The sequence below is a fragment of the Arthrobacter sp. NPDC057013 genome (assembly GCF_042674585.1).
In the GTDB taxonomy this organism is placed as follows: Bacteria; Actinomycetota; Actinomycetes; order Actinomycetales; family Micrococcaceae; genus Arthrobacter.
On the sequence record NZ_JBHUSE010000020.1, the window covers coordinates 78311 to 95527 of the forward strand.

At 66.9% G+C, this 17217-nt stretch carries 16 protein-coding genes, 6 tRNA genes and 1 pseudogene; 20 read left to right on the top strand and 3 right to left on the bottom strand.

The genetic code is table 11. The annotated features are described in order from the left end of the window. Positions 1-59: 59 nt before the first annotated feature. Positions 60-131, bottom strand: a tRNA-Val gene (locus ACFTSA_RS20085). A 307-nt stretch (positions 132-438) separates the two neighbouring features. On the opposite strand from ACFTSA_RS20085, the gene ACFTSA_RS20090 reads away from it, so the two are divergent. The 6 genes from ACFTSA_RS20090 to ACFTSA_RS20115 all read left to right on the top strand — a co-directional run bounded on the left by ACFTSA_RS20090 (position 439) and on the right by ACFTSA_RS20115 (position 1393). Next, positions 439-511 (top strand) — tRNA-Gly (locus ACFTSA_RS20090). 60 nt (positions 512-571) lie between these two features. After that, a tRNA-Cys gene (locus ACFTSA_RS20095) sits at positions 572-642 on the top strand. A gap of 38 nt (positions 643-680) precedes the next feature. Then, positions 681-755 (top strand) — tRNA-Val (locus tag ACFTSA_RS20100). 56 nt (positions 756-811) lie between these two features. Beyond that, positions 812-884 (top strand) — tRNA-Gly (locus tag ACFTSA_RS20105). Positions 885-936: 52 nt separating this feature from the next. Continuing rightward, a tRNA-Val gene (locus ACFTSA_RS20110) sits at positions 937-1008 on the top strand. Between the two features lie 148 nt (positions 1009-1156). After that, positions 1157-1393, top strand: a complete 237-nt coding sequence (locus ACFTSA_RS20115; protein WP_377953540.1) for an antitoxin — start codon at positions 1157-1159, stop codon at positions 1391-1393. An 88-nt stretch (positions 1394-1481) separates the two neighbouring features. On the opposite strand, the gene zapE is transcribed toward ACFTSA_RS20115, so the two are convergent. Next, positions 1482-2519, bottom strand: a complete 1038-nt coding sequence (gene zapE, locus ACFTSA_RS20120; protein WP_377953542.1) for a cell division protein ZapE — start codon at positions 2517-2519, stop codon at positions 1482-1484. A gap of 218 nt (positions 2520-2737) precedes the next feature. On the opposite strand from zapE, the gene ACFTSA_RS20125 reads away from it, so the two are divergent. The 3 genes from ACFTSA_RS20125 to ybaK are packed head-to-tail and all read left to right on the top strand — an operon-like array spanning position 2738 to position 4687. Continuing rightward, complete coding sequence (locus tag ACFTSA_RS20125) at positions 2738-3661, top strand: sulfurtransferase (protein WP_377953544.1); 924 nt, start codon at positions 2738-2740, stop codon at positions 3659-3661. Between the two features lie 51 nt (positions 3662-3712). Beyond that, a complete protein-coding gene (locus ACFTSA_RS20130) occupies positions 3713-4171 on the top strand; it encodes a SufE family protein (protein ID WP_331574755.1) in 459 nt (152 codons plus the stop codon). Between the two features lie 12 nt (positions 4172-4183). After that, entirely contained in the window at positions 4184-4687 is a 504-nt protein-coding gene (gene ybaK, locus ACFTSA_RS20135; protein ID WP_377953546.1) for a Cys-tRNA(Pro) deacylase, read from the top strand. 27 nt (positions 4688-4714) lie between these two features. Here ybaK and ACFTSA_RS20140 read toward each other — a convergent pair whose 3' ends face one another. After that, on the bottom strand, positions 4715-5992 hold the full coding sequence (locus tag ACFTSA_RS20140; protein WP_377953547.1) for an alpha/beta hydrolase family protein: 1278 nt from the start codon (positions 5990-5992) through the stop codon (positions 4715-4717). Positions 5993-6107: 115 nt separating this feature from the next. Here ACFTSA_RS20140 and ACFTSA_RS20145 point away from each other — a divergent pair, with 115 nt between their 5' ends. The 11 genes and pseudogenes from ACFTSA_RS20145 to ACFTSA_RS20195 all read left to right on the top strand — a co-directional run. Beyond that, positions 6108-6599, top strand: coding sequence for a hypothetical protein (locus ACFTSA_RS20145; protein WP_306922438.1), 492 nt, complete (start codon positions 6108-6110; stop codon positions 6597-6599). Between the two features lie 14 nt (positions 6600-6613). Further along, positions 6614-7072, top strand: coding sequence for a peptide-methionine (R)-S-oxide reductase MsrB (gene msrB / locus ACFTSA_RS20150; RefSeq protein ID WP_377953549.1), 459 nt, complete (start codon positions 6614-6616; stop codon positions 7070-7072). Positions 7073-7229: 157 nt separating this feature from the next. Beyond that, entirely contained in the window at positions 7230-8633 is a 1404-nt protein-coding gene (locus tag ACFTSA_RS20155; RefSeq protein ID WP_377953551.1) for a DUF6421 family protein, read from the top strand. Then, the gene (locus tag ACFTSA_RS20160) at positions 8630-9469 is read left to right on the top strand and encodes an SDR family NAD(P)-dependent oxidoreductase (RefSeq protein ID WP_377953552.1); all 840 of its coding nucleotides are present in this window, start codon (positions 8630-8632) and stop codon (positions 9467-9469) included. Before ACFTSA_RS20155 ends, ACFTSA_RS20160 begins: the two co-directional genes overlap by 4 nt. Before the next feature lie 21 nt (positions 9470-9490). After that, positions 9491-10603: a threonine aldolase family protein gene (locus tag ACFTSA_RS20165; protein ID WP_377953562.1), complete on the top strand. Its 1113-nt coding sequence runs from the start codon at positions 9491-9493 to the stop codon at positions 10601-10603. Between the two features lie 68 nt (positions 10604-10671). Continuing rightward, a complete protein-coding gene (locus ACFTSA_RS20170; protein WP_377953563.1) occupies positions 10672-11367 on the top strand; it encodes a DUF3000 domain-containing protein in 696 nt (231 codons plus the stop codon). 241 nt (positions 11368-11608) lie between these two features. Further along, positions 11609-12463 carry an iron uptake transporter permease EfeU gene (efeU, locus tag ACFTSA_RS20175; protein WP_377953553.1) on the top strand — a complete coding sequence of 285 codons (855 nt, stop codon included), beginning with the start codon at positions 11609-11611 and terminating at the stop codon, positions 12461-12463. A 55-nt stretch (positions 12464-12518) separates the two neighbouring features. After that, positions 12519-13715, top strand: coding sequence for an iron uptake system protein EfeO (efeO, locus tag ACFTSA_RS20180; protein WP_377953554.1), 1197 nt, complete (start codon positions 12519-12521; stop codon positions 13713-13715). Next, positions 13712-15076, top strand: coding sequence for an iron uptake transporter deferrochelatase/peroxidase subunit (gene efeB / locus ACFTSA_RS20185; protein WP_377953555.1), 1365 nt, complete (start codon positions 13712-13714; stop codon positions 15074-15076). Before efeO ends, efeB begins: the two co-directional genes overlap by 4 nt. A 142-nt stretch (positions 15077-15218) precedes the next feature. Next, positions 15219-16550 (top strand): HRDC domain-containing protein, encoded by a 1332-nt coding sequence (locus ACFTSA_RS20190; protein WP_377953556.1) that lies wholly within the window; start codon positions 15219-15221, stop codon positions 16548-16550. 464 nt (positions 16551-17014) lie between these two features. Next, positions 17015-17217, top strand: a pseudogene (locus ACFTSA_RS20195) (endonuclease); the annotation flags it as partial.

The following is a 17217-nucleotide window of genomic DNA, read 5'->3' on the forward strand; positions in this document are numbered from 1 at the left end:
AAACAGAAAAGCCCGCCCCTCCCAGTTTTATCTCCTGGGCTGAACGGACTTTCCATCGGTGGGCGATACTGGGTTCGAACCAGTGACCTCTTCGGTGTGAACGAAGCGCGCTACCACTGCGCCAATCGCCCCGATGCATTTGAATGCTAGCGGACGTTTGGGGGTAAACGGAAATCGGCGCATGGACCCCCGGAAAAGGTCAGCCAAGTGAGGTGCCCGGGGAACGTCCAAGGCCGGGACGCCAGCAGAACCAGCCGGCCCTGGCCGCGGAAACTACACCACTGTAATTCGAAAATTTCCCTAGAATTCAAGGAAGTACGGCTTCCCCGGCCATGTCCCCGGCACTCGATTTGGAGTTTCCCGGAACCTCCTATAGAGTTCTTACTCGTTGGAACGCGACGAACTGCCGAATACGGCAAGGAATCACGGCTCCGAAATGCGGACGTAGCTCAGCTGGTAGAGCACCACCTTGCCAAGGTGGATGTCGCGAGTTCGAATCTCGTCGTCCGCTCGCAGGACACTGTCATGGCTCTGATCCCGGGAAGTTGATTCCGGGAGTCGAGGCCTACACGGTGGGTTGGCCGAGAGGCGAGGCAGCGGCCTGCAAAGCCGTATACACGGGTTCGAATCCCGTACCCACCTCGGTGAAAACCATGGTTTCCGGTGTTTCCGGATGCAATGGGCGATTGGCGCAGCGGTAGCGCGCTTCCCTGACACGGAAGAGGTCACTGGTTCGATCCCAGTATCGCCCACCAGAGCAAGGCAACTTGCTTGTAGCTGAACGTTTAGCCACGCGGCCAGACTTCAAAATGCGGACGTAGCTCAGCTGGTAGAGCACCACCTTGCCAAGGTGGATGTCGCGAGTTCGAATCTCGTCGTCCGCTCTCTTGATCCTTACGGATCCGAACCCAGGATACCGCCGGTTTGACCGGCTCCGGGCGATTGGCGCAGCGGTAGCGCGCTTCCCTGACACGGAAGAGGTCACTGGTTCGATCCCAGTATCGCCCACGAAATACAGCAGCTCCCCGGAGCTGCTTTTTTCTTGCCCTCATACCGTTTGACAAGATTTGTCAAGAACTCCTTGGCAGGCTCCGACTTCAAGGCTAGGATCGAATGCGGAGGAGCGAACTGGCTCCGCGATTGAAGGGAGGTGCTCGTGGGTTTACTTGACGATCTGAAGGGCAAGGCTCAGGGTCTGATCCGCGGCAACGAGCAGGCCATCAAGGACGGCATCAACAAGGCAGGTGATTTTGTCGACTCCAAGACGGGCGGCAAATACACCGGCCAGGTAGATCAGGTCCAGGCTGGCGCTTCCACTCTCGTTGACAAAGCCGATGAGAGGCCGACCCAGGGACCGGCGGACAACGTGCCGCCGGCTGAGAAGGCTCCGTAGCCAGGACTTACCGGGCTTGCCCCAAAACGTCAAAAGGTGCCGGTCCCGCCGAGAGGCGGTGCCGGCACCTTTCGTTTCTCCGCAGAAATTACGAGGGCTCGTGGTTCTGGCCTTCGCGGGCCAGTGCGGTGAGCCGGGAAACCGCCCTGAAGTACTTCTTCATGTAGCCGCCGGTCATCATGTCCTCCGTGAACAGCTTGTCGAAGGGAACGCCGCTGGCAAGGATCGGAACATCCTTGTCGTAGAGGCGGTCGGCGAGGACCACGAACCTCAGCGCCACGGCCTGCTCGGTGATGGTTTCCACATCCCGCCAGACAACGCCGTCCACACCGTCAATCAGTTTCCGGTAGCGGCTCGGGTGAACGCCCGCGAGATGTGAGATGAGCGTTCCGAAGTCATCCTCGGCAACGGTCTTGCCGTCGAACTCCGCCTTCATGTGGGCGTGCAGTTCGCTGTTCCGCAGCGGCGCGGGCGCGGCCGGCAGGCCGCGGTGGCGGAAGTCCTCGCCGTCGATCCTGATGACGTCGAACTGGTCCGCCAGGACCTGGATTTCACGCTGGAAGTCCACGGCGGCAAAGCGGCCGTCGCCCAGCGAGCCCGGCAGGGTGTTGGAGGTGGCTGCGAGCTTCACGCCGGCGTCGGCCAGTTCACGCATGAGGCGGGACATCAGGACAGTGTCGCCCGGGTCGTCCAGTTCGAACTCGTCAATGCAGACAAGCTTGTAGGAGCTCAGCGCCTCAACTGTTTTCCGGAAGGACAGGGCGCCCACCAGGTTGGTGTACTCCACAAAGGTGCCGAAGGCCTTGGGCCCGGGGGCAGCGTGCCAGAGCGAGGCCAGCAAGTGGGTTTTTCCGACGCCGAATCCGCCGTCAAGGTAAATGCCGGCGCGGGTCGCGTCCTTCTTGCCGAACAGCTTCTTGAACAGTCCCCCGCCGTCCCCGGCGCCTACGCCTCCGGCGAAAGACTGCAGCGCGGTGACCGCTGCCGCCTGGCTGGGCTGCTTGGGATCGGGCCGGTAGCTTGCAAAGGACACCTGCCCAAACCTGGGCGATGGGTAGAAACCTTTGAGGAGCTCATCCACCGACACCGCCGGCGTCCGGGTGGCGAGCTTTTCGATCTGTACCAAGGTGGTCCATTCTGCTGGTGATTTGTCCCCAGCAAGAATACCGGCATTGGCAGCCCGCCCCGCGGCCTGCCCCCTACTACCGGCGGCGCCGTGAGCAAGCACACATTTCGTCCTGTTAACACACAGGAGCATTCCGACCGGCCCGTGGCTAGTGTTGGAGCAGTGACCCGCCGTCCCCCGGCGGTCTGACCTGACCGTTTCAGTGAAAGGCCATACGCATGTCCTACCCCGTTGAACAGAACGAGAAGTTCGCCGCCTACGCGCACCCGGAGCGGCTTGTTTCCACCGAGTGGCTGGCTGCGGCCATCGATGCCGGCGCCCTTAACGACGGCAAGCTCGTCGTCGTCGAGTCCGATGAGGACGTCCTGCTCTACGAAACCGGACACATTCCCGGCGCGCTCAAGATCGACTGGCATACGGACCTGAACGACGAAGTAACCCGCGACTACGTGGAGGGCGAGGCGTTTGCCGCCCTGGCCGCCGCCAAGGGCATTTCCCGCGACGCCACCGTTGTCATCTACGGCGACAAGTCCAACTGGTGGGCCGCCTACGCCCTCTGGGTCTTCAGCCTGTTCGGCCACGAGGATGTCCGCCTGCTGGACGGCGGCCGCGACAAGTGGATCGCCGAAGGCCGTGCGCTGACCACCGACGTCCCCACGCCGGCCGTCGCGGACTACCCCGTAGTGGAGCGCGACGACGCCCCGATCCGCGCCTTCAAGGAAGACGTCCTGGCCCACCTGGGCAAGCCGCTGATCGACGTCCGCTCCCCCGAGGAATACACCGGCCAGCGCACCCACATGCCCGCCTACCCCGAAGAAGGTGCGCTGCGCGGCGGCCACATTCCCACCGCGGCGTCGATCCCGTGGGCACGGGCGGCAGCAGAGGACGGCACCTACCGCAGCCGCGCCGAGCTTGAGGCACTGTACCTCGGCGAGGCCGGACTCACCGAGGGCGACGACGTCGTTGCCTACTGCCGCATTGGCGAACGCTCCAGCCACACGTGGTTCGCGCTGAAGTTCCTCCTGGGCTTCGAAACCGTCCGCAACTACGACGGCTCCTGGACCGAATGGGGCAACGCTGTCCGCGTCCCGATTGCCAAGGGCGCGGAACGCGGCTCAGTGCCGGCAGTTGCCGCACGGTAAATCCGCCGTAAAAAAGCGGCGAACGGGGACAATCTGCGTAAGCTGGAAGTGATGAGTACACAAGCACTTCCCACCGCCCTTGCGGAGATTGTCGACGACTTCCAGGCACTGAGCGAGCCCGAGCGGCTGCAGCTCCTGCTGGAGTTTTCCCGCGGCCTGCCGGAGCTTCCGGAGCGCCTGAACAACCACCCTGAGCTGCTGGAGCAGGTGGTGGAATGCCAGTCACCTCTTTTCCTCACCATAGAGACGGAAAAGAACGACGGCGGGTCCCCCGCCTTCCGGCTGTTCTTCAAGGCGCCGCCGGAGGCCCCCACCACCCGTGGCTTCGCCGGAGTGCTGCACGAGGGACTGGACGGCCTCACCGCCGAGGAGATCCTGGCTGTGCCCGATGACATGCCGGAACTGCTCGGCCTGACCCGCGCCATCACGCCGCTCCGCATGCGCGGCATGACCGCGATGCTCGGGCGCATCAAGCGCAAGGTGGCCGCCGCGGCCCGGCTCTACGCCTAGGAGCCGGACCGGATGGCGCGCAAGAACACGTCGCAGGGAACGCCTGCCACAGCCGTACTGGCTGCGGCAGGCGTTTCCTTTACCCTCCACCCCTACAGCCACGATCCGGCCGCGGCCAGTTACGGCATGGAGGCGGCCGAGGTCCTGGGCATCGACCCGGCAAGGGTCTTCAAGACGCTCATGGTGGAGGTCGAGGGCAAGCTGGCGGTCGGCGTCGTACCTGTCAGCGGAAGCCTGGACCTGAAGGCGATGGCCGCTGCGCTGGGCAGCAAGAAGGCCGCCATGGCGGACCCCGCGGCGGCCGAACGGCGCACCGGCTACGTGCTGGGCGGAATTTCGCCCCTGGGGCAGCGGCAGGCCTCCCCCACCGTCATCGACGAAAGTGCCCTCGCCCTGGACACCATCCTGGTGTCCGGCGGCCGGCGCGGCCTGGACATCGAACTGGATCCCCGCGACCTGCTGCGCCTCACCAAGGCCGTCACAGCCACGATCGGAACAGGCTCCCAGCCGGGCTGAACGGGACCAGGCTAAACCCGGGGAAGGCTAAACAGGGGCAGGCTGACCCGGTTCCGGCTGGCCTGGGTTCCGGCGCGGCGCCAGCTGCTGCTGCAGCCACGCCCGGACAAGGCCTTCCCAGCGCGCCGGATCGGCGTTCCACTCCTTGGCATGCCTAGCCCCTTCGAACGGCTCGAATGTGACCATCTCCGGGTTCTTTTCAGCGAGCTGGGCCGACGGCTGGTAGGGCACGTATTCGTCGTCCACGCTGTGGATGATGAGCGTCGGCGTCCGGAGCTCAACGGCCCGTGACACCCAGTCCATGGATTTCAGGTCCACGGGTGCAGCCAGTCCGGTAAGCCGGCGGCCCACCTTATGCCCCATCATCAGCTGGCCGTACCTGCCAACGGCCGACGGGATCCGGTTCAGCTCCGCGTGGTGGGCCAGCACATTCACCCAGTCGATCACGGGGGCATCAAGCACCATGGCCCGGATGACGTGCCTGTGCTCCGACAGGTCCGCGGTCTGCAGGCAGATGGCCCCTCCCATGGACCAGCCAAAAAGCACAACCTCGCGGGCGCCGCGGTCCAGGGCAAAGGCGATGGCAGCGTCGATGTCCCGCCACTCCGTGGAGCCCAGCCCGTACCGGCCGTCAAATGCTGCCGGCGCCAGGCCGTCGTTCCGATAGGAAACCAGGAGATTGGGCAGTCCGAGCTCGTGGGCCACGCGTGCTCCACGGAGACACTCCTGCCGGGTGGCCCCGCGCCCATGGACCATGATGGCCCAGGTTTCAGCGCCGGCATCGCCCGGGATCAGCCAGGCGGGGGCTGTCCCGCCCTCGACCTGGATGGCTACGTCCTCGGACGCCAGCCCGACGTCGGAGGGATGCTGGTACGTGGCGCCGCCCCACCAGCCGCGCCCCGCGGATTCAAGGTCGCCGCTGTAGACGGCCTCCACCTCGCGCAGCACGGTGCGCTCGGCCGGGGAATAGGACAGGATCCTGCCGATCCGGGCGTGCCCGGCACCTGCGTCGAAGAAGAGGCTGTACACGCCGTTATGTGTCGTCTCCGGTGTGGCCGCGAGGATGACCTGCAGATCCCGGCCTTCCCTGATGACCGCCAGGATTTCCTGGTCTGCCGCCCGCACGCGGGCGGGGGTGAGGACGCGGCGGGCAAAGTAGAGCGCGAGGGCGGATGATCCGGCACCGAGCAGGGCAGCCGCGCTGCCGCCGGCGATGATTCCCCCGAGTGTCCACTTCGCCCTCAGGGTCATCGCATTGCCCTGGGAAGCGGGCTGGGTTGTCAAAGCGGCCTGCGCGGAATCCATGCCTCCCATCTTGACGGATCCGGCCCGTTACGGCACATTCGCCCGACGGCGGGCGGAGCAAATGCGTGCGCGTCAAATGCATGCGGGCCGTAGCGGGCGGGACTAGGCTGATGCCATGAGCGATCCAATCGTCATTTTGACTGAAGAGCCGCTGGGTGCGGATGACCGCGTGAACATCGAACGACTGGTGGACGGGGGTGACGCGCCCCTGGTTGTGCTGGTGCCGGCCAACACGGAACGGCATCTGCTCGTGGACTTCCTCGAGAACCTGTCGATGCTGGATATTGCCAAGGCTTTCCGCGAGTTGACCTCCCATGCCCCGGACCCTGCGGAGGAACGGGCAGCGGCGGACGCCACGCTCGCCACCTCGGTCAGCGCACTGGAAGGCCTCGGCGGCGGAGTTGCCGGTGAGGTGGTGGCCGGCGGCGCCGTGAACGGGCTCGTGGCCAAGGTCAAGGAGCTTGGGGCCGCACAGGCAGTCGTCATCACCAGGCCGCATGCCGTGTCGGACACCTTCCACACCGACTGGGCCAACCGGGCGCAGGACAAGCTGGGGCTCCCGGTACTGCACCTATACGCCGGCTCGGGATTTATCGGGGACTCCTGAGCGTTAGTCCGACTATGAGCACCCCTGAGAAATCCGACCTCACCAACTCCGCGGCAGCCCCCGCCACCAGCCGGTCCGACGAAGACTGGCGGCAGGAACTGACGCCGGAGGAGTACCACGTGCTGCGCCAGGCCGGCACGGAACGCCCGTACACGGGCGAATACTGGGACACCCACACCGCCGGCGTCTACAACTGCCGCGCGTGCGGGACCGAACTGTTCACCAGCAAGGAAAAGTTCGATTCGCACTGCGGCTGGCCGTCCTTCTGGGCCCCGCTGGCCGAAGGACGCGTGCGGTATATCCATGACCGCACCCTCGGCATGGACCGCATCGAGGTGCGGTGTGCCAACTGCGACTCCCACCTCGGGCACGTGTTCGAGGGCGAGGGGTACGGGACCCCGACTGACCAGCGGTATTGCATCAACTCCATCTCACTGAAGTTGGTTCCCGCCGCCGAGGACGCCCGGCCCTGAGGTCTGCCCCTGAGGTTGCCGGGCGCTGCGCCTAGGGGTTATTTCGGCAGCCTCGAGCACTATAGTTTCTTATGCTCGCGCCTATGACCGATTAGGAAGCCTGTCTGCTTGCTACGCTCGCCGTAGAAGCTCAGATAACCGAAAGGCGAGGCCAGCGATGACCGTAACCGTACACACAGCACCAGCCCGAATCTCCGCAGAACACCCGGAATGGCAGCGTCTGAAGGCCGCGGCCATTGCCCTGCGGCAACTCCAGGTGCAGGACGGTTCGATCCCCGACCAGGCCGCGCACGCGGCAGCAGAGGGCCACGTCGAAGCCCTTGTCAGCGCCACCCGGGCGCTGGCACCGGCATTCCCCCACGATTCCCTATACCTGGATCTCGTGTGCCGCGACTTTGGCCGCTGGGCCGAGGCCGGGTTCGGCGTGCCGGACTTCCTGGACTCCCTGCTGGCCTTCCAGCCGCAGGCGGACCGCGAGAACGGCCTGCAGCACCTGGTGGTCTTCCCCATGTACACGCAGAACGGCAGCAGCAGCAGGCTCGTGGAAGCGGTCCTCATCGACGTCGTCTGGCCTGACTTCATTGCAGGCCTGGAACAGGGCGACTACTCGAACCGGCTGTTCGTGCCGATCCGGTTCATAGACTTCACCCCCGGGTACGACACCAACTCCGCAGTGCTGTTCCCCGAAACCGTGGGCGTGCGGGCCACGCCGCGGTTCACCTGGGGCGCCATCTTCGCGGACCGGGAAGCCGCACGCTTCCGCCGCGTCCTGCGGGCCGCCGCCGAGATCACCTCGCTCGAACTGCCAGCCGCGGCTGCGGAACTCCTCGAGGACCAGGAGCTCACCGAAAAGACGTTCGTCATGTGGGACCTGATCCACGACCGCACGCACATGCGCGGGGACCTGCCGTTCGATCCCTTTATGATCAAGCAGCGGATGCCGTTTTTCCTGTACTCCCTCGAGGAGCTGCGCTGCGACCTGACGGCCTTCCGGGAATCCGTGAAGATCGAAAAGGACGAGGCCGCGGATCCGGAAGCCCGCCGGCACGCCAAGCTCGTGCAGTACGCCGTCATTTTCGACCGCATCTTCCGGTTCGCCATTACCGGCAGCAGGGTGCGCAACTACGACGGGCTCGGCGGCCAGCTGCTGTTCGCGTGGCTGCACCAGCACCGTGTCCTCCACTGGACCGACAGCCGCCTGACCATCGACTGGGAGCACGTCGCCGGCGTCGTGGTGGAGCTGGGTGCCCGGATCGAGGAACTCTATTGGCGCTCCATCGACCGGCCCAAGACCGCCCACTGGCTGGCAGCGTATGAGCTGATCTCCGGCACCGTCACGCCGAACCCGGCTTCGGTCTGGGCCAAGGGGCCAGGCGCCCTCCCCCTCGACGGGCCGCCGCGCGGGCTCACCGACCAGGTCCTGGACGACGAATTCCCGCTGTCCATGTTCTACGAGGCCCTCGAAAAGAAGATGCGCCCTGTCATCGAATCCACCGCGGGCATTACCGGTTGCACGGATTCTGCGCTGCCGGCAGACGGTCCGGCGGCGACGGCGGCATGACAGGCCCCAGCATGTCCGGCGCCGGCCTGACTGATGACCGCCCACTGCGCGTGCTGGTTACGGGCGGCAGCGGACCATCGGGAATCGCGGCCGCCCGTGCCCTGCTGCGGGCCGGCTTTGCCGTATACAGCGTCGGTTCGGACAAGGCACGCATCGAGGCTGCTGCGGAAACGGCGGGCGGCGCCATCCCGCTCGTTTGCGATCTCGGCGACCTGGCCGCCGTGCGCGAGCTGCAGCAGGAGCTCGCGCGCACGGCCGGAAGGATCGACGGCGTCATCCACCTGGTGGGCGGATGGCGCGGCGCGCAGGGCATCACGGACCAGACCGACGAGGACTGGGATTTCCTGGAGCGCAGTGCCGTAACGACGCTCCGGAACGTGACCCGGGTCTTCTACGACGACCTCGCCGCCTCGCCCTGCGGGCGGTTTGCCATGGTGTCCTCGACGGCGGTGGACAGCCCCGCCGCCGGCGTCGCCAGCTATGTGGCGGCCAAGGCCGCCGCGGAGGCGTGGACCGTGGCTGTGGCGGACGGTTTCCGCAAGGACAGCCAAGCCCCACCCAGCCAAGCCCCCGCCGGCCGGGCCGACGGCGCCCAGCACAGTGCCGCCGTCGTCCTCGTAGTGAAGGCGCTCGTGGACGCAGGCATGCGCACCAAAGAGCCGGAACGGAAGTTCCCCGGCTACACCGACGTCGAGCAGCTGGCGGCGGCCGCCGTCGGACTCTTTAGCCAGCCGGCTGCGGAGCTGAACGGGCAGCGGCTGCTGCTGGCCCCGGTTCCCGCCAGCGCAGCAACTGCACAAAGTGCTGCAAGTACACAGAGCGCACCAACTACCTAGACTGAAAGCGTGACCAACGAGATGACTACAACGGTTGAATCTGCCGGCAGCGGCACCATGTCCAGGCTGCACGACGCCTCGGTGCGGGGCTTTGCCTCGGACAACTACTCGGGGGTGCATCCCGAGGTGCTGGCCGCGCTGGCCGCTGCCAACGAGGGGCACCAGGTTTCCTACGGCGAAGATGCCTACACGGCCCGCCTGCAGGAGCTGATGGAGGAACACTTCGGGCCGGGCATCGAGTGCTTCCCCGTGTTCAACGGCACTGGCGCCAACGTGCTGTCCCTGCAGTCGCTGCTCCCGCGCTGGGGTGCGGTGGTCTGCGCGTCGACGGCGCACATCAACATGGACGAGAACGGCGCGCCGGAACGCGTGGGCGGCATCAAGCTGCTGCAGGTGCACACCCCGGACGGAAAACTCACGCCGGAGCTCATCGACCGCGAGGCGTGGGGATGGGGTGACGAGCACCGCGCCCAGCCGCTGGCCGTCTCCATCACCCAGACCACCGAACTGGGCACCTGCTACACGGCGGATGAAGTCCGGGCGATCGCCGAGCACGTCCACGCCAAGGGCATGAAGCTGCATATGGACGGGGCGCGGCTGGCCAACGCGGCGGCGCACCTGGGTGTACCCCTCCGGGCCTTCACGCGCGACGCCGGCGTGGACATCCTGTCCTTCGGCGGGACCAAGAACGGGCTGCTGTTCGGCGAGGTAGTGGTGGCGCTGAACCCGGAGGCCGCCCAGGGGCTGCTTTTCCTGCGCAAAATGAACATGCAGCTCGCCTCCAAGATGCGGTTCATGTCCGCCCAGTTCATCGCCCTGCTCGAGGGTGACCTGTGGCTCCGGTCAGCCGAGCACGCCAACGCCATGGCCACAAGGCTGCGGGCCGCGGTGGACGGGATTGAGGGAGTGGAACCCACGCAGAAGACGGAATCCAACGGCGTCTTTGCGGTTTTGCCTATGGGGGTGGCGGACAGGCTCCGGGAGTCCTTCCGCTTCTACGACTGGAACGAGGCCACCCGCGAGGTCCGCTGGATGTGCTCCTTCGACACCAGCGAGGAGGACGTCGATGCCTTCGTGGCGGCCATCAAGGCCGAAGTCGCCCGGCACGGGTCCGCCCAGGCGGCAGGCCAGTAACATGCGCGGGATTGCGTGAGCAGGCGGCGAGCCTGCCGGAATCGGCGGTTTTCAATGCGTACCCTGCCATTGTGAACGCACTTGCCCAGGTTCCCGCGAATTTCCTGTATGCGCTGGGAACGCTCCGCAAAGCACGCTGCCGCAGCGAGCTGCGCCTCGACGAGATCCCGGCGCCCGCCCGGCTGGCGCCCTTCGCCGTGGCCCTCGGTGCGGAAGTCATAATTCCCAGCGGCGGCAAGGCCGGCGCCGGGGACCGTTCACCGGTCCACGGCCCGGCGGCCATGGCGCTGGCCAGGTCGGCCGCCGCCGGAACCTCCTCGGGAACCTCCACGGGAGACGATGACGACGACGGCGAGGAACTCGCCACCGGGCGCTTCATCCTGCTGCACGACCCCGACGGCTCGGCCGTGTGGGACGGCGAATTCCGGATCGTCACCTACATCCGGGCACAGCTCGACGCCGAGATGGGCAACGATGAAATGCTCGGCTCGGTAGCCTGGACCTGGCTCGTGGAAGCACTGGAAACCCACAACGCCCCGTACCGCGCGGCCGGCGGCACGGCCACCCGCATCCTGTCGGAAAGCTTCGGAACCCTGGCGGACCGGCCCGCCTCGATCGACATTGAACTCCGTGCCTCATGGACTCCGGCCAGCGCCGACGTCCAGGCGCACCTCGAGGCGTGGTCGGACATGGTGTGCACCTTCGCCGGCCTTCCACCGCTGCCCGACGGCGTCTCCGCACTTCCGCGCAGGCGCCGCAACTAGGCGCAGCCCCAATAGCGCTGCAGCCCGAACAGCGCTGCAGCTGAGCATAGCCCTGCCCCGCCCCGCCCTGAGTTGCACTGCCCAACCCTGCCCTCTCCTGCCCAAAACCGTGCTGGCCCAACCGGTGGAGTAATTTCCGCCGTAATTACGGCACGGTTCTTTTGCCTAATCGCCTTGGCCGTGTAAAGTCCCGTGCTTAGGTGAGCCTAAGAAGGGGCTCCTCCGGCAGAAGGTGCTTCACATGACAGCCAACTTCCTCATCGGCCTCCGGGAGGGCCTCGAGGCGACGCTCATCGTCGTCCTGCTGATGGCCTACCTGACCAAGAGCGGCCGGCGTGGGCTGCTCCCCCGGTTGTGGGCCGGAGTGGGAATCGCTGTGGCCGTGTCGGTAGGTTTCGGTGCGCTGCTGACCTTCGGCCCGCGTGGCCTCACCTTCGAAGCGCAGGAGGCGATCGGCGGTGGCCTGTCCATCGTCGCCGTCGGGATGGTCACCTGGATGGTCTTCTGGATGGCGCGCACCGCCCGCACGCTCGGCAGCGAACTGCGCTCCCGCGTTGACGGCGTGGCAGACGGCGCCGCCTGGGGCCTGGTGCTTGTCGCGGCTCTGGCTGTCGGTCGGGAGGGCCTGGAGACGGCACTCTTCCTGTGGGCCGCAGCCCAGGCCAGCGGCGAATCCGGAACCCCGCTGTTCGGCGCCCTCCTGGGCCTCGCTGTGGCGGCGGGGCTCGGGTACCTGCTGCACCGGGGTGTCCTGAAGGTCAACCTTTCCCGCTTCTTCACCTGGACGGGCGTGGCCCTGGTGGTCATCGCCGGCGGGGTCCTGGCCTACGGCATCCATGACCTGCAGGAGGCCCGCATCCTGCCGGGGCTGCACAGCCTTGCCTTCGATGTGTCAGCCGCCATCCCGCCGTCGTCCTGGTACGGCACCCTGCTGAAGGGAACCCTGAACTTCTCCCCCGCCACCACGTGGCTGGAGGCATCCGCCTGGGTCCTGTACGCCTTTCCCGCCATGTTCTTCTACCTCCGAGCCAACTTCCGTCCCCGGCCCCGGCCAGCGGCGGAAGCCCCTGCCGCAACTGCCGCCATCGCTTCCTAACACCGCTCCCAAACCCCGCTGCGTCCCGACAGCCCAAAACCTCCAAGGAATCCCCATGCCAGGCTTGACCTCGCCCAAAACCCGCCGGACTGCAGGTGCCCGCCTCGCCGTAGTGGCAGCCACCGTAGTCCTCCCGCTGGCCCTCGCATCCTGCACCGACAACGCCAGCGCCAACGCGACCGGCGCCACCGACGGGCCCATCCAGGTGACCAGCACTGATACCGAGTGCAAGGTGTCCGCCGCCGAAGCGCCGAGCGGTAACCTGACCTTCGCCGTCAAGAACAACGGCGCCGAGGTCACCGAGTTCTACGTGCTCGCCGAAGATGGCCTGCGGATTGTGGCCGAGGTGGAGAACATCGGCCCCGGGATCACCCGCAACCTGGTGCTCACCGCGCCGGCCGGCAAGTACACCACCGCCTGCAAGCCGGGGATGAAAGGCGACGGCATTCGCGCCGACTTCACCGTCAAGGACTCCGGCAGGGAGACCACCGCTGGCGCCGGCCACCAGAAGCTGGTGGACACCGGAGTCACCCAGTACACGGCCTACGTCAAGGACCAGACCGAGCAGCTGGTGGCCGGCACCAAGGAATTTGCCGCCGCCTACGCCGCGGGCGACGCCGCCAGGGCCAAGAGCCTGTACGCCGCCACGCGCATGCACTGGGAACGGATCGAACCCGTGGCCGAGTCCTTCGGGGATCTCGATCCCAAGCTTGATGCCCGTGAGGCTGACCTGGAACCGGGACAGAAGTGGACCGGATGGCACCGTGCCGAGAAGGACCTGTTCCCGCCGGCGGGCTACAAGGCGCTGACCGCCGCCGAGCGCTCGGCAATCTCCAAGCAGCTGGTGGCCGACACCGAGGAACTCAGCACCCGCACCCGCACCGTCGAGCTCAGCGCGGACAAACTGGGCAACGGTGCCAAGGAACTGCTGGATGAGGTGGCCCGCGGCAAGGTCACCGGCGAGGAGGAAATCTGGTCGCACACCGATCTCTGGGACTTCCAGGCCAACGTGGACGGCGCCCGGATCGCGTTCGAGAACCTCAAGCCCGCACTTGAGCAGAAGGACGCCACGCTGGCCAAGGACCTCGAGGCCAAATTCAGTGCCCTGCAGACTGAGCTGAAGAAGCATGCCAAGGGCGACGGCTTCGCCTACTACAGCGAGCTGAGCAAGGACGAGGTCCAGCAGCTCAGCGCCCTGGTGGATGCCCTCGGCGAGCCGCTGTCCAAGCTCACCGCGGCAGTGGTGCTGTGAGCGCCTGCCCCTTCGGCGGCGACCGGCAGCCGCCGGCCGATGCGCACTCGGACGATGCCGTAGTGTCACCGGAGGCGTCCGACGGCGGCAATCGCCGCCTGTCCCGGCGCGGACTTCTCGGACTGGCCGGCGCGGGAGGCGCGGGAGCGGTGGCGGGCATCGCCGCCGGCCTGCTCGGCCACGACGCCATCGCGGCCGCGGCGGCGCCGGCCGCCAACGAGTCCGTCATCCCCTTCTTCGGCGACCGGCAGGCCGGGATCACCACCGCCGCGCAGGACCGCCTCCACATGGCGGCCTTCGACGTCACCACTGAAGACCGTGCGGCGCTGATCGGACTGCTCAAGGACTGGACCGCCGCCGCTGAGGCCATGACCGCCGGCCGGACCACCGGAGCCACCGGCGCCGTCGACGGCCCGTATGACGCCCCGCCGGAGGACACCGGGGAGGCACTGGACCTGGACGCCGGCCGACTCACGCTGACGATTGGCTTCGGCGCCTCGCTGTTCGAAAAGGACGGCAAGGCCCGCTTCGGCCTCGGCGGAAAGCGCCCCGGCGCCCTGATCGATCTGCCGCATTTCCCCGGCGACGCGCTGGAGCCGGCCCGGACGGGCGGCGACATCGTGGTGCAGGCCTGCGCCGACGATCCCCAGGTGGCCGTGCACGCCATCCGCAACCTGGCCCGCATCGGATTCGGTAAAGCCCGGGTCCGCTGGTCCCAGCTGGGCTTCGGCCGCACGTCGTCGACGTCGCGCGCGCAGCAGACCCCGCGCAACCTCTTCGGCTTCAAGGACGGGACCAACAATCTCAAGGCCGAGGACTCGGCCCTGCTCGACGAGCACGTGTGGGCCGGCGCCGGATCCGGAGCAGGCGAGGCCTGGATGGCCGGTGGCAGCTACCTGGTGGCGCGGCGCATCCGGATGCACATCGAGATCTGGGACCGTACCTCACTCCGCGAACAGGAAGGCCTGATCGGCCGAACCAAGGGAGAAGGTGCACCGCTGTCCGGCGGCAAGGAGTTCACCGCGCCCGACTTCGCCATCAAGGGCAACGACGGCGAGCCGCTCATCGGGATGGACTCCCACATCCGTTTGGCCCACGCCGACCAGAACGACGGCGTGCGGATGCTGCGCCGCGGGTACAACTATACCGACGGCTCGGACGGGCTGGGCCACCTCGACGCCGGGCTGTTCTTCATTGCCTTCGTCAAGGACCCGCGGACGCACTACGTGCCGATGCAGATGACCATGGCAAAGCAGGACATCCTGGCCCTCGAATATCTCAAACACACGGGTTCCGGCCTCTTCGCCGTGCCGCCGGGCGTCAAACAGGGCGGCTTCATCGGGGAGGGCCTCTTCGCCTGAGCTGAGTTCACCTGGGCTGCGTTCGCACGGGCCTGTTTCATCCATTCGCAGCGGCATTGGCCACCCGCCGCCGTCGGTTCCGACGGCGGCGCGTGGCATTCCGGACGGCCCTTGGGCCTGCTGCCGGTAAACTAGGGTCATCATGACCCCTCAAAAACCGGATAACACCACAGCCGGCGCTCCGGCTGCTGAAAATACGCCCCATATAACGGTGGAAGGCTTTGACAGCCGGGTCCCCGTTGTCATCGATCTCGATTCCCCCCGCGACGGGGTGCCCCTGGTCATCGAAACCCAGGCCGGGCTGGAACGCTGCGCCGCCGCAATTGCAGCGGGCACGGGGCCCGCCGGTGTCGACGCGGAGCGCGCCTCGGGTTTCCGCTACGGGCAGCGCGCCTTCCTGGTGCAGATCCGCCGGGAAGGTTCCGGCACCTGGCTGATCGACCCCGAGCCGTTCGAGGACCTGCGGATCATCAACGATGCCCTGCAGGGCGTCGAATGGATCCTGCATGCCGCCAGCCAGGACCTCCCCTGCCTGTCGGAACTGGGTATGTGGCCCGATAAGCTTTTCGACACCGAACTGGCGGCCCGCCTCGCCGGCCTTCCCCGTGTCGGCCTCGCCGCCGTGATTGAGCAGCTGCTCGGTTTCGGTTTAGCCAAGGAGCACTCGGCAGCCGACTGGTCCACCCGTCCCCTGCCGGAACCTTGGCTCCGGTACGCAGCGCTCGACGTCGAAGTCCTGACGGAGCTGCGCGAGGAACTCATAGAACTGCTCGAAGCGGATGGAAAACTCGAATACGCCGAGCAGGAGTTCGCCGCGATCCTGTCCGCCGGGCTCGCAGCGCCCAGAGTGGACCCCTGGCGCAAGACGTCCGGACTGCACCAGATCCGGGACCGCCGCCAGCTGGCCGCGGTGCGCGAGCTGTGGCTCGAACGCGATGCCCTGGCCCAGAAGCGCGACGTGGCTCCCGGCCGGCTCATTCCCGACTCCGCCCTCGTCGCCGCAGCCAAGGCGATGCCCGCGACCGTGCCGCAACTGCTCGGCACCAAAGGCTTCCACGGCCGGGCTGCCCAGCGGGAGGCCCCGCGCTGGCTGCGGTGCATTGCCGCCGCCAGGGCGCTCGAAGACCTGCCCCCGCTCCACCTGCCCACCAACGCCCCGCCGCCACCGCGGGTGTGGGCCGATCGCGACCTTGCCGCCGCCGAGCGGCTGCAGACCGCCAGGCCGCTGTTGCAGGAGAAGGCGGACGAGCTCAAGCTTCCGCTCGAAAACCTGCTGACCCCGGACTTCCTTCGCCGCGTCGCGTGGCGGCCCCCGGCGGACGTCAGTGAAGCCGCCATCGCCGAGGAGCTTCGCGAGCTCGGTGCCCGACCGTGGCAGGTGGGGCTGGTGGCGCCGCTGATCACCGGGGCGTTCCTCAACCCACAGCCGCTTCCGCCCAAGGAAGCCAGGGAGCCGAAGGAATCCTCCGCGTAGGAGACCGCCTGAGCAACGCTGTGATGCTCGTGAGGCATGAGTGGGCGGGCGGAACGCCACCAAGGGCCGTCAAGCGGCGTGTTCAGGTCAGCACCAAAAAGCGCGACAACGGGGTCGGTCCGCCCGCTTGATTCATCCTGCCTCAGATCCGGTACATCATCCAGTGGTCTGATCGGCCGGGCCGCGATTGCTCCCACCGCCACGATCCCGGGACCCAGTATCCCAATCGATAAAGCAGGGACGTTTGGGCGGCGCACGACGGGCGGTGCTGGCCGCCTTGGTTTTTCATTTCGCTCCCCCAACCCGCCGATTGGATCGCAGCTTAGGGCCTTGTGGGCGCTGGGAGCGCCCTGAGCGGTCACCTGGTTCTCGTTCCCGGGTGACTCAAAAGAATATTTTTCGAGCGGGCCCGCAGCAGGCCCACGCCACCCTTAATTGTCGTAGCCCCCTGTCATGCTGTGGGTGTGGATGCGACGGCAGCGGTGCAGACGGTGGAGGGCGTGGAGTCCTCTGTTGTTGTGCTGGCTGGTTTTGTCCGTGAGGCTGCCGGCGCCGGGGCCGGTTCCGTTGGTGGTGTGGGTCCTGGGGCGGGTGGTGATCCGTTGCGGGATGAGGCGGATGCGTGGCTGGATGTGCTGGCCGGGACGGCCAGGCTGGAGGCCCGGGT

What these genes read in the sequence shown, in the direction of transcription:
- ACFTSA_RS20125 (WP_377953544.1), top strand. Translation starts at nt 2,738, where the DNA reads ATGTCCTACCCCGTTGAACAGAACGAGAAGTTCGCCGCCTACGCGCAC.
- ACFTSA_RS20130 (WP_331574755.1), top strand. Translation starts at nt 3,713, where the DNA reads ATGAGTACACAAGCACTTCCCACCGCCCTTGCGGAGATTGTCGACGAC.
- ybaK (WP_377953546.1), top strand. Translation starts at nt 4,184, where the DNA reads ATGGCGCGCAAGAACACGTCGCAGGGAACGCCTGCCACAGCCGTACTG.
- ACFTSA_RS20140 (WP_377953547.1), bottom strand. Translation starts at nt 5,992, where the DNA reads ATGGATTCCGCGCAGGCCGCTTTGACAACCCAGCCCGCTTCCCAGGGC.
- ACFTSA_RS20145 (WP_306922438.1), top strand. Translation starts at nt 6,108, where the DNA reads ATGAGCGATCCAATCGTCATTTTGACTGAAGAGCCGCTGGGTGCGGAT.
- msrB (WP_377953549.1), top strand. Translation starts at nt 6,614, where the DNA reads ATGAGCACCCCTGAGAAATCCGACCTCACCAACTCCGCGGCAGCCCCC.
- ACFTSA_RS20155 (WP_377953551.1), top strand. Translation starts at nt 7,230, where the DNA reads ATGACCGTAACCGTACACACAGCACCAGCCCGAATCTCCGCAGAACAC.
- ACFTSA_RS20160 (WP_377953552.1), top strand. Translation starts at nt 8,630, where the DNA reads ATGACAGGCCCCAGCATGTCCGGCGCCGGCCTGACTGATGACCGCCCA.
- ACFTSA_RS20165 (WP_377953562.1), top strand. Translation starts at nt 9,491, where the DNA reads ATGACTACAACGGTTGAATCTGCCGGCAGCGGCACCATGTCCAGGCTG.
- efeU (WP_377953553.1), top strand. Translation starts at nt 11,609, where the DNA reads ATGACAGCCAACTTCCTCATCGGCCTCCGGGAGGGCCTCGAGGCGACG.
- efeO (WP_377953554.1), top strand. Translation starts at nt 12,519, where the DNA reads ATGCCAGGCTTGACCTCGCCCAAAACCCGCCGGACTGCAGGTGCCCGC.
- ACFTSA_RS20190 (WP_377953556.1), top strand. Translation starts at nt 15,219, where the DNA reads ATGACCCCTCAAAAACCGGATAACACCACAGCCGGCGCTCCGGCTGCT.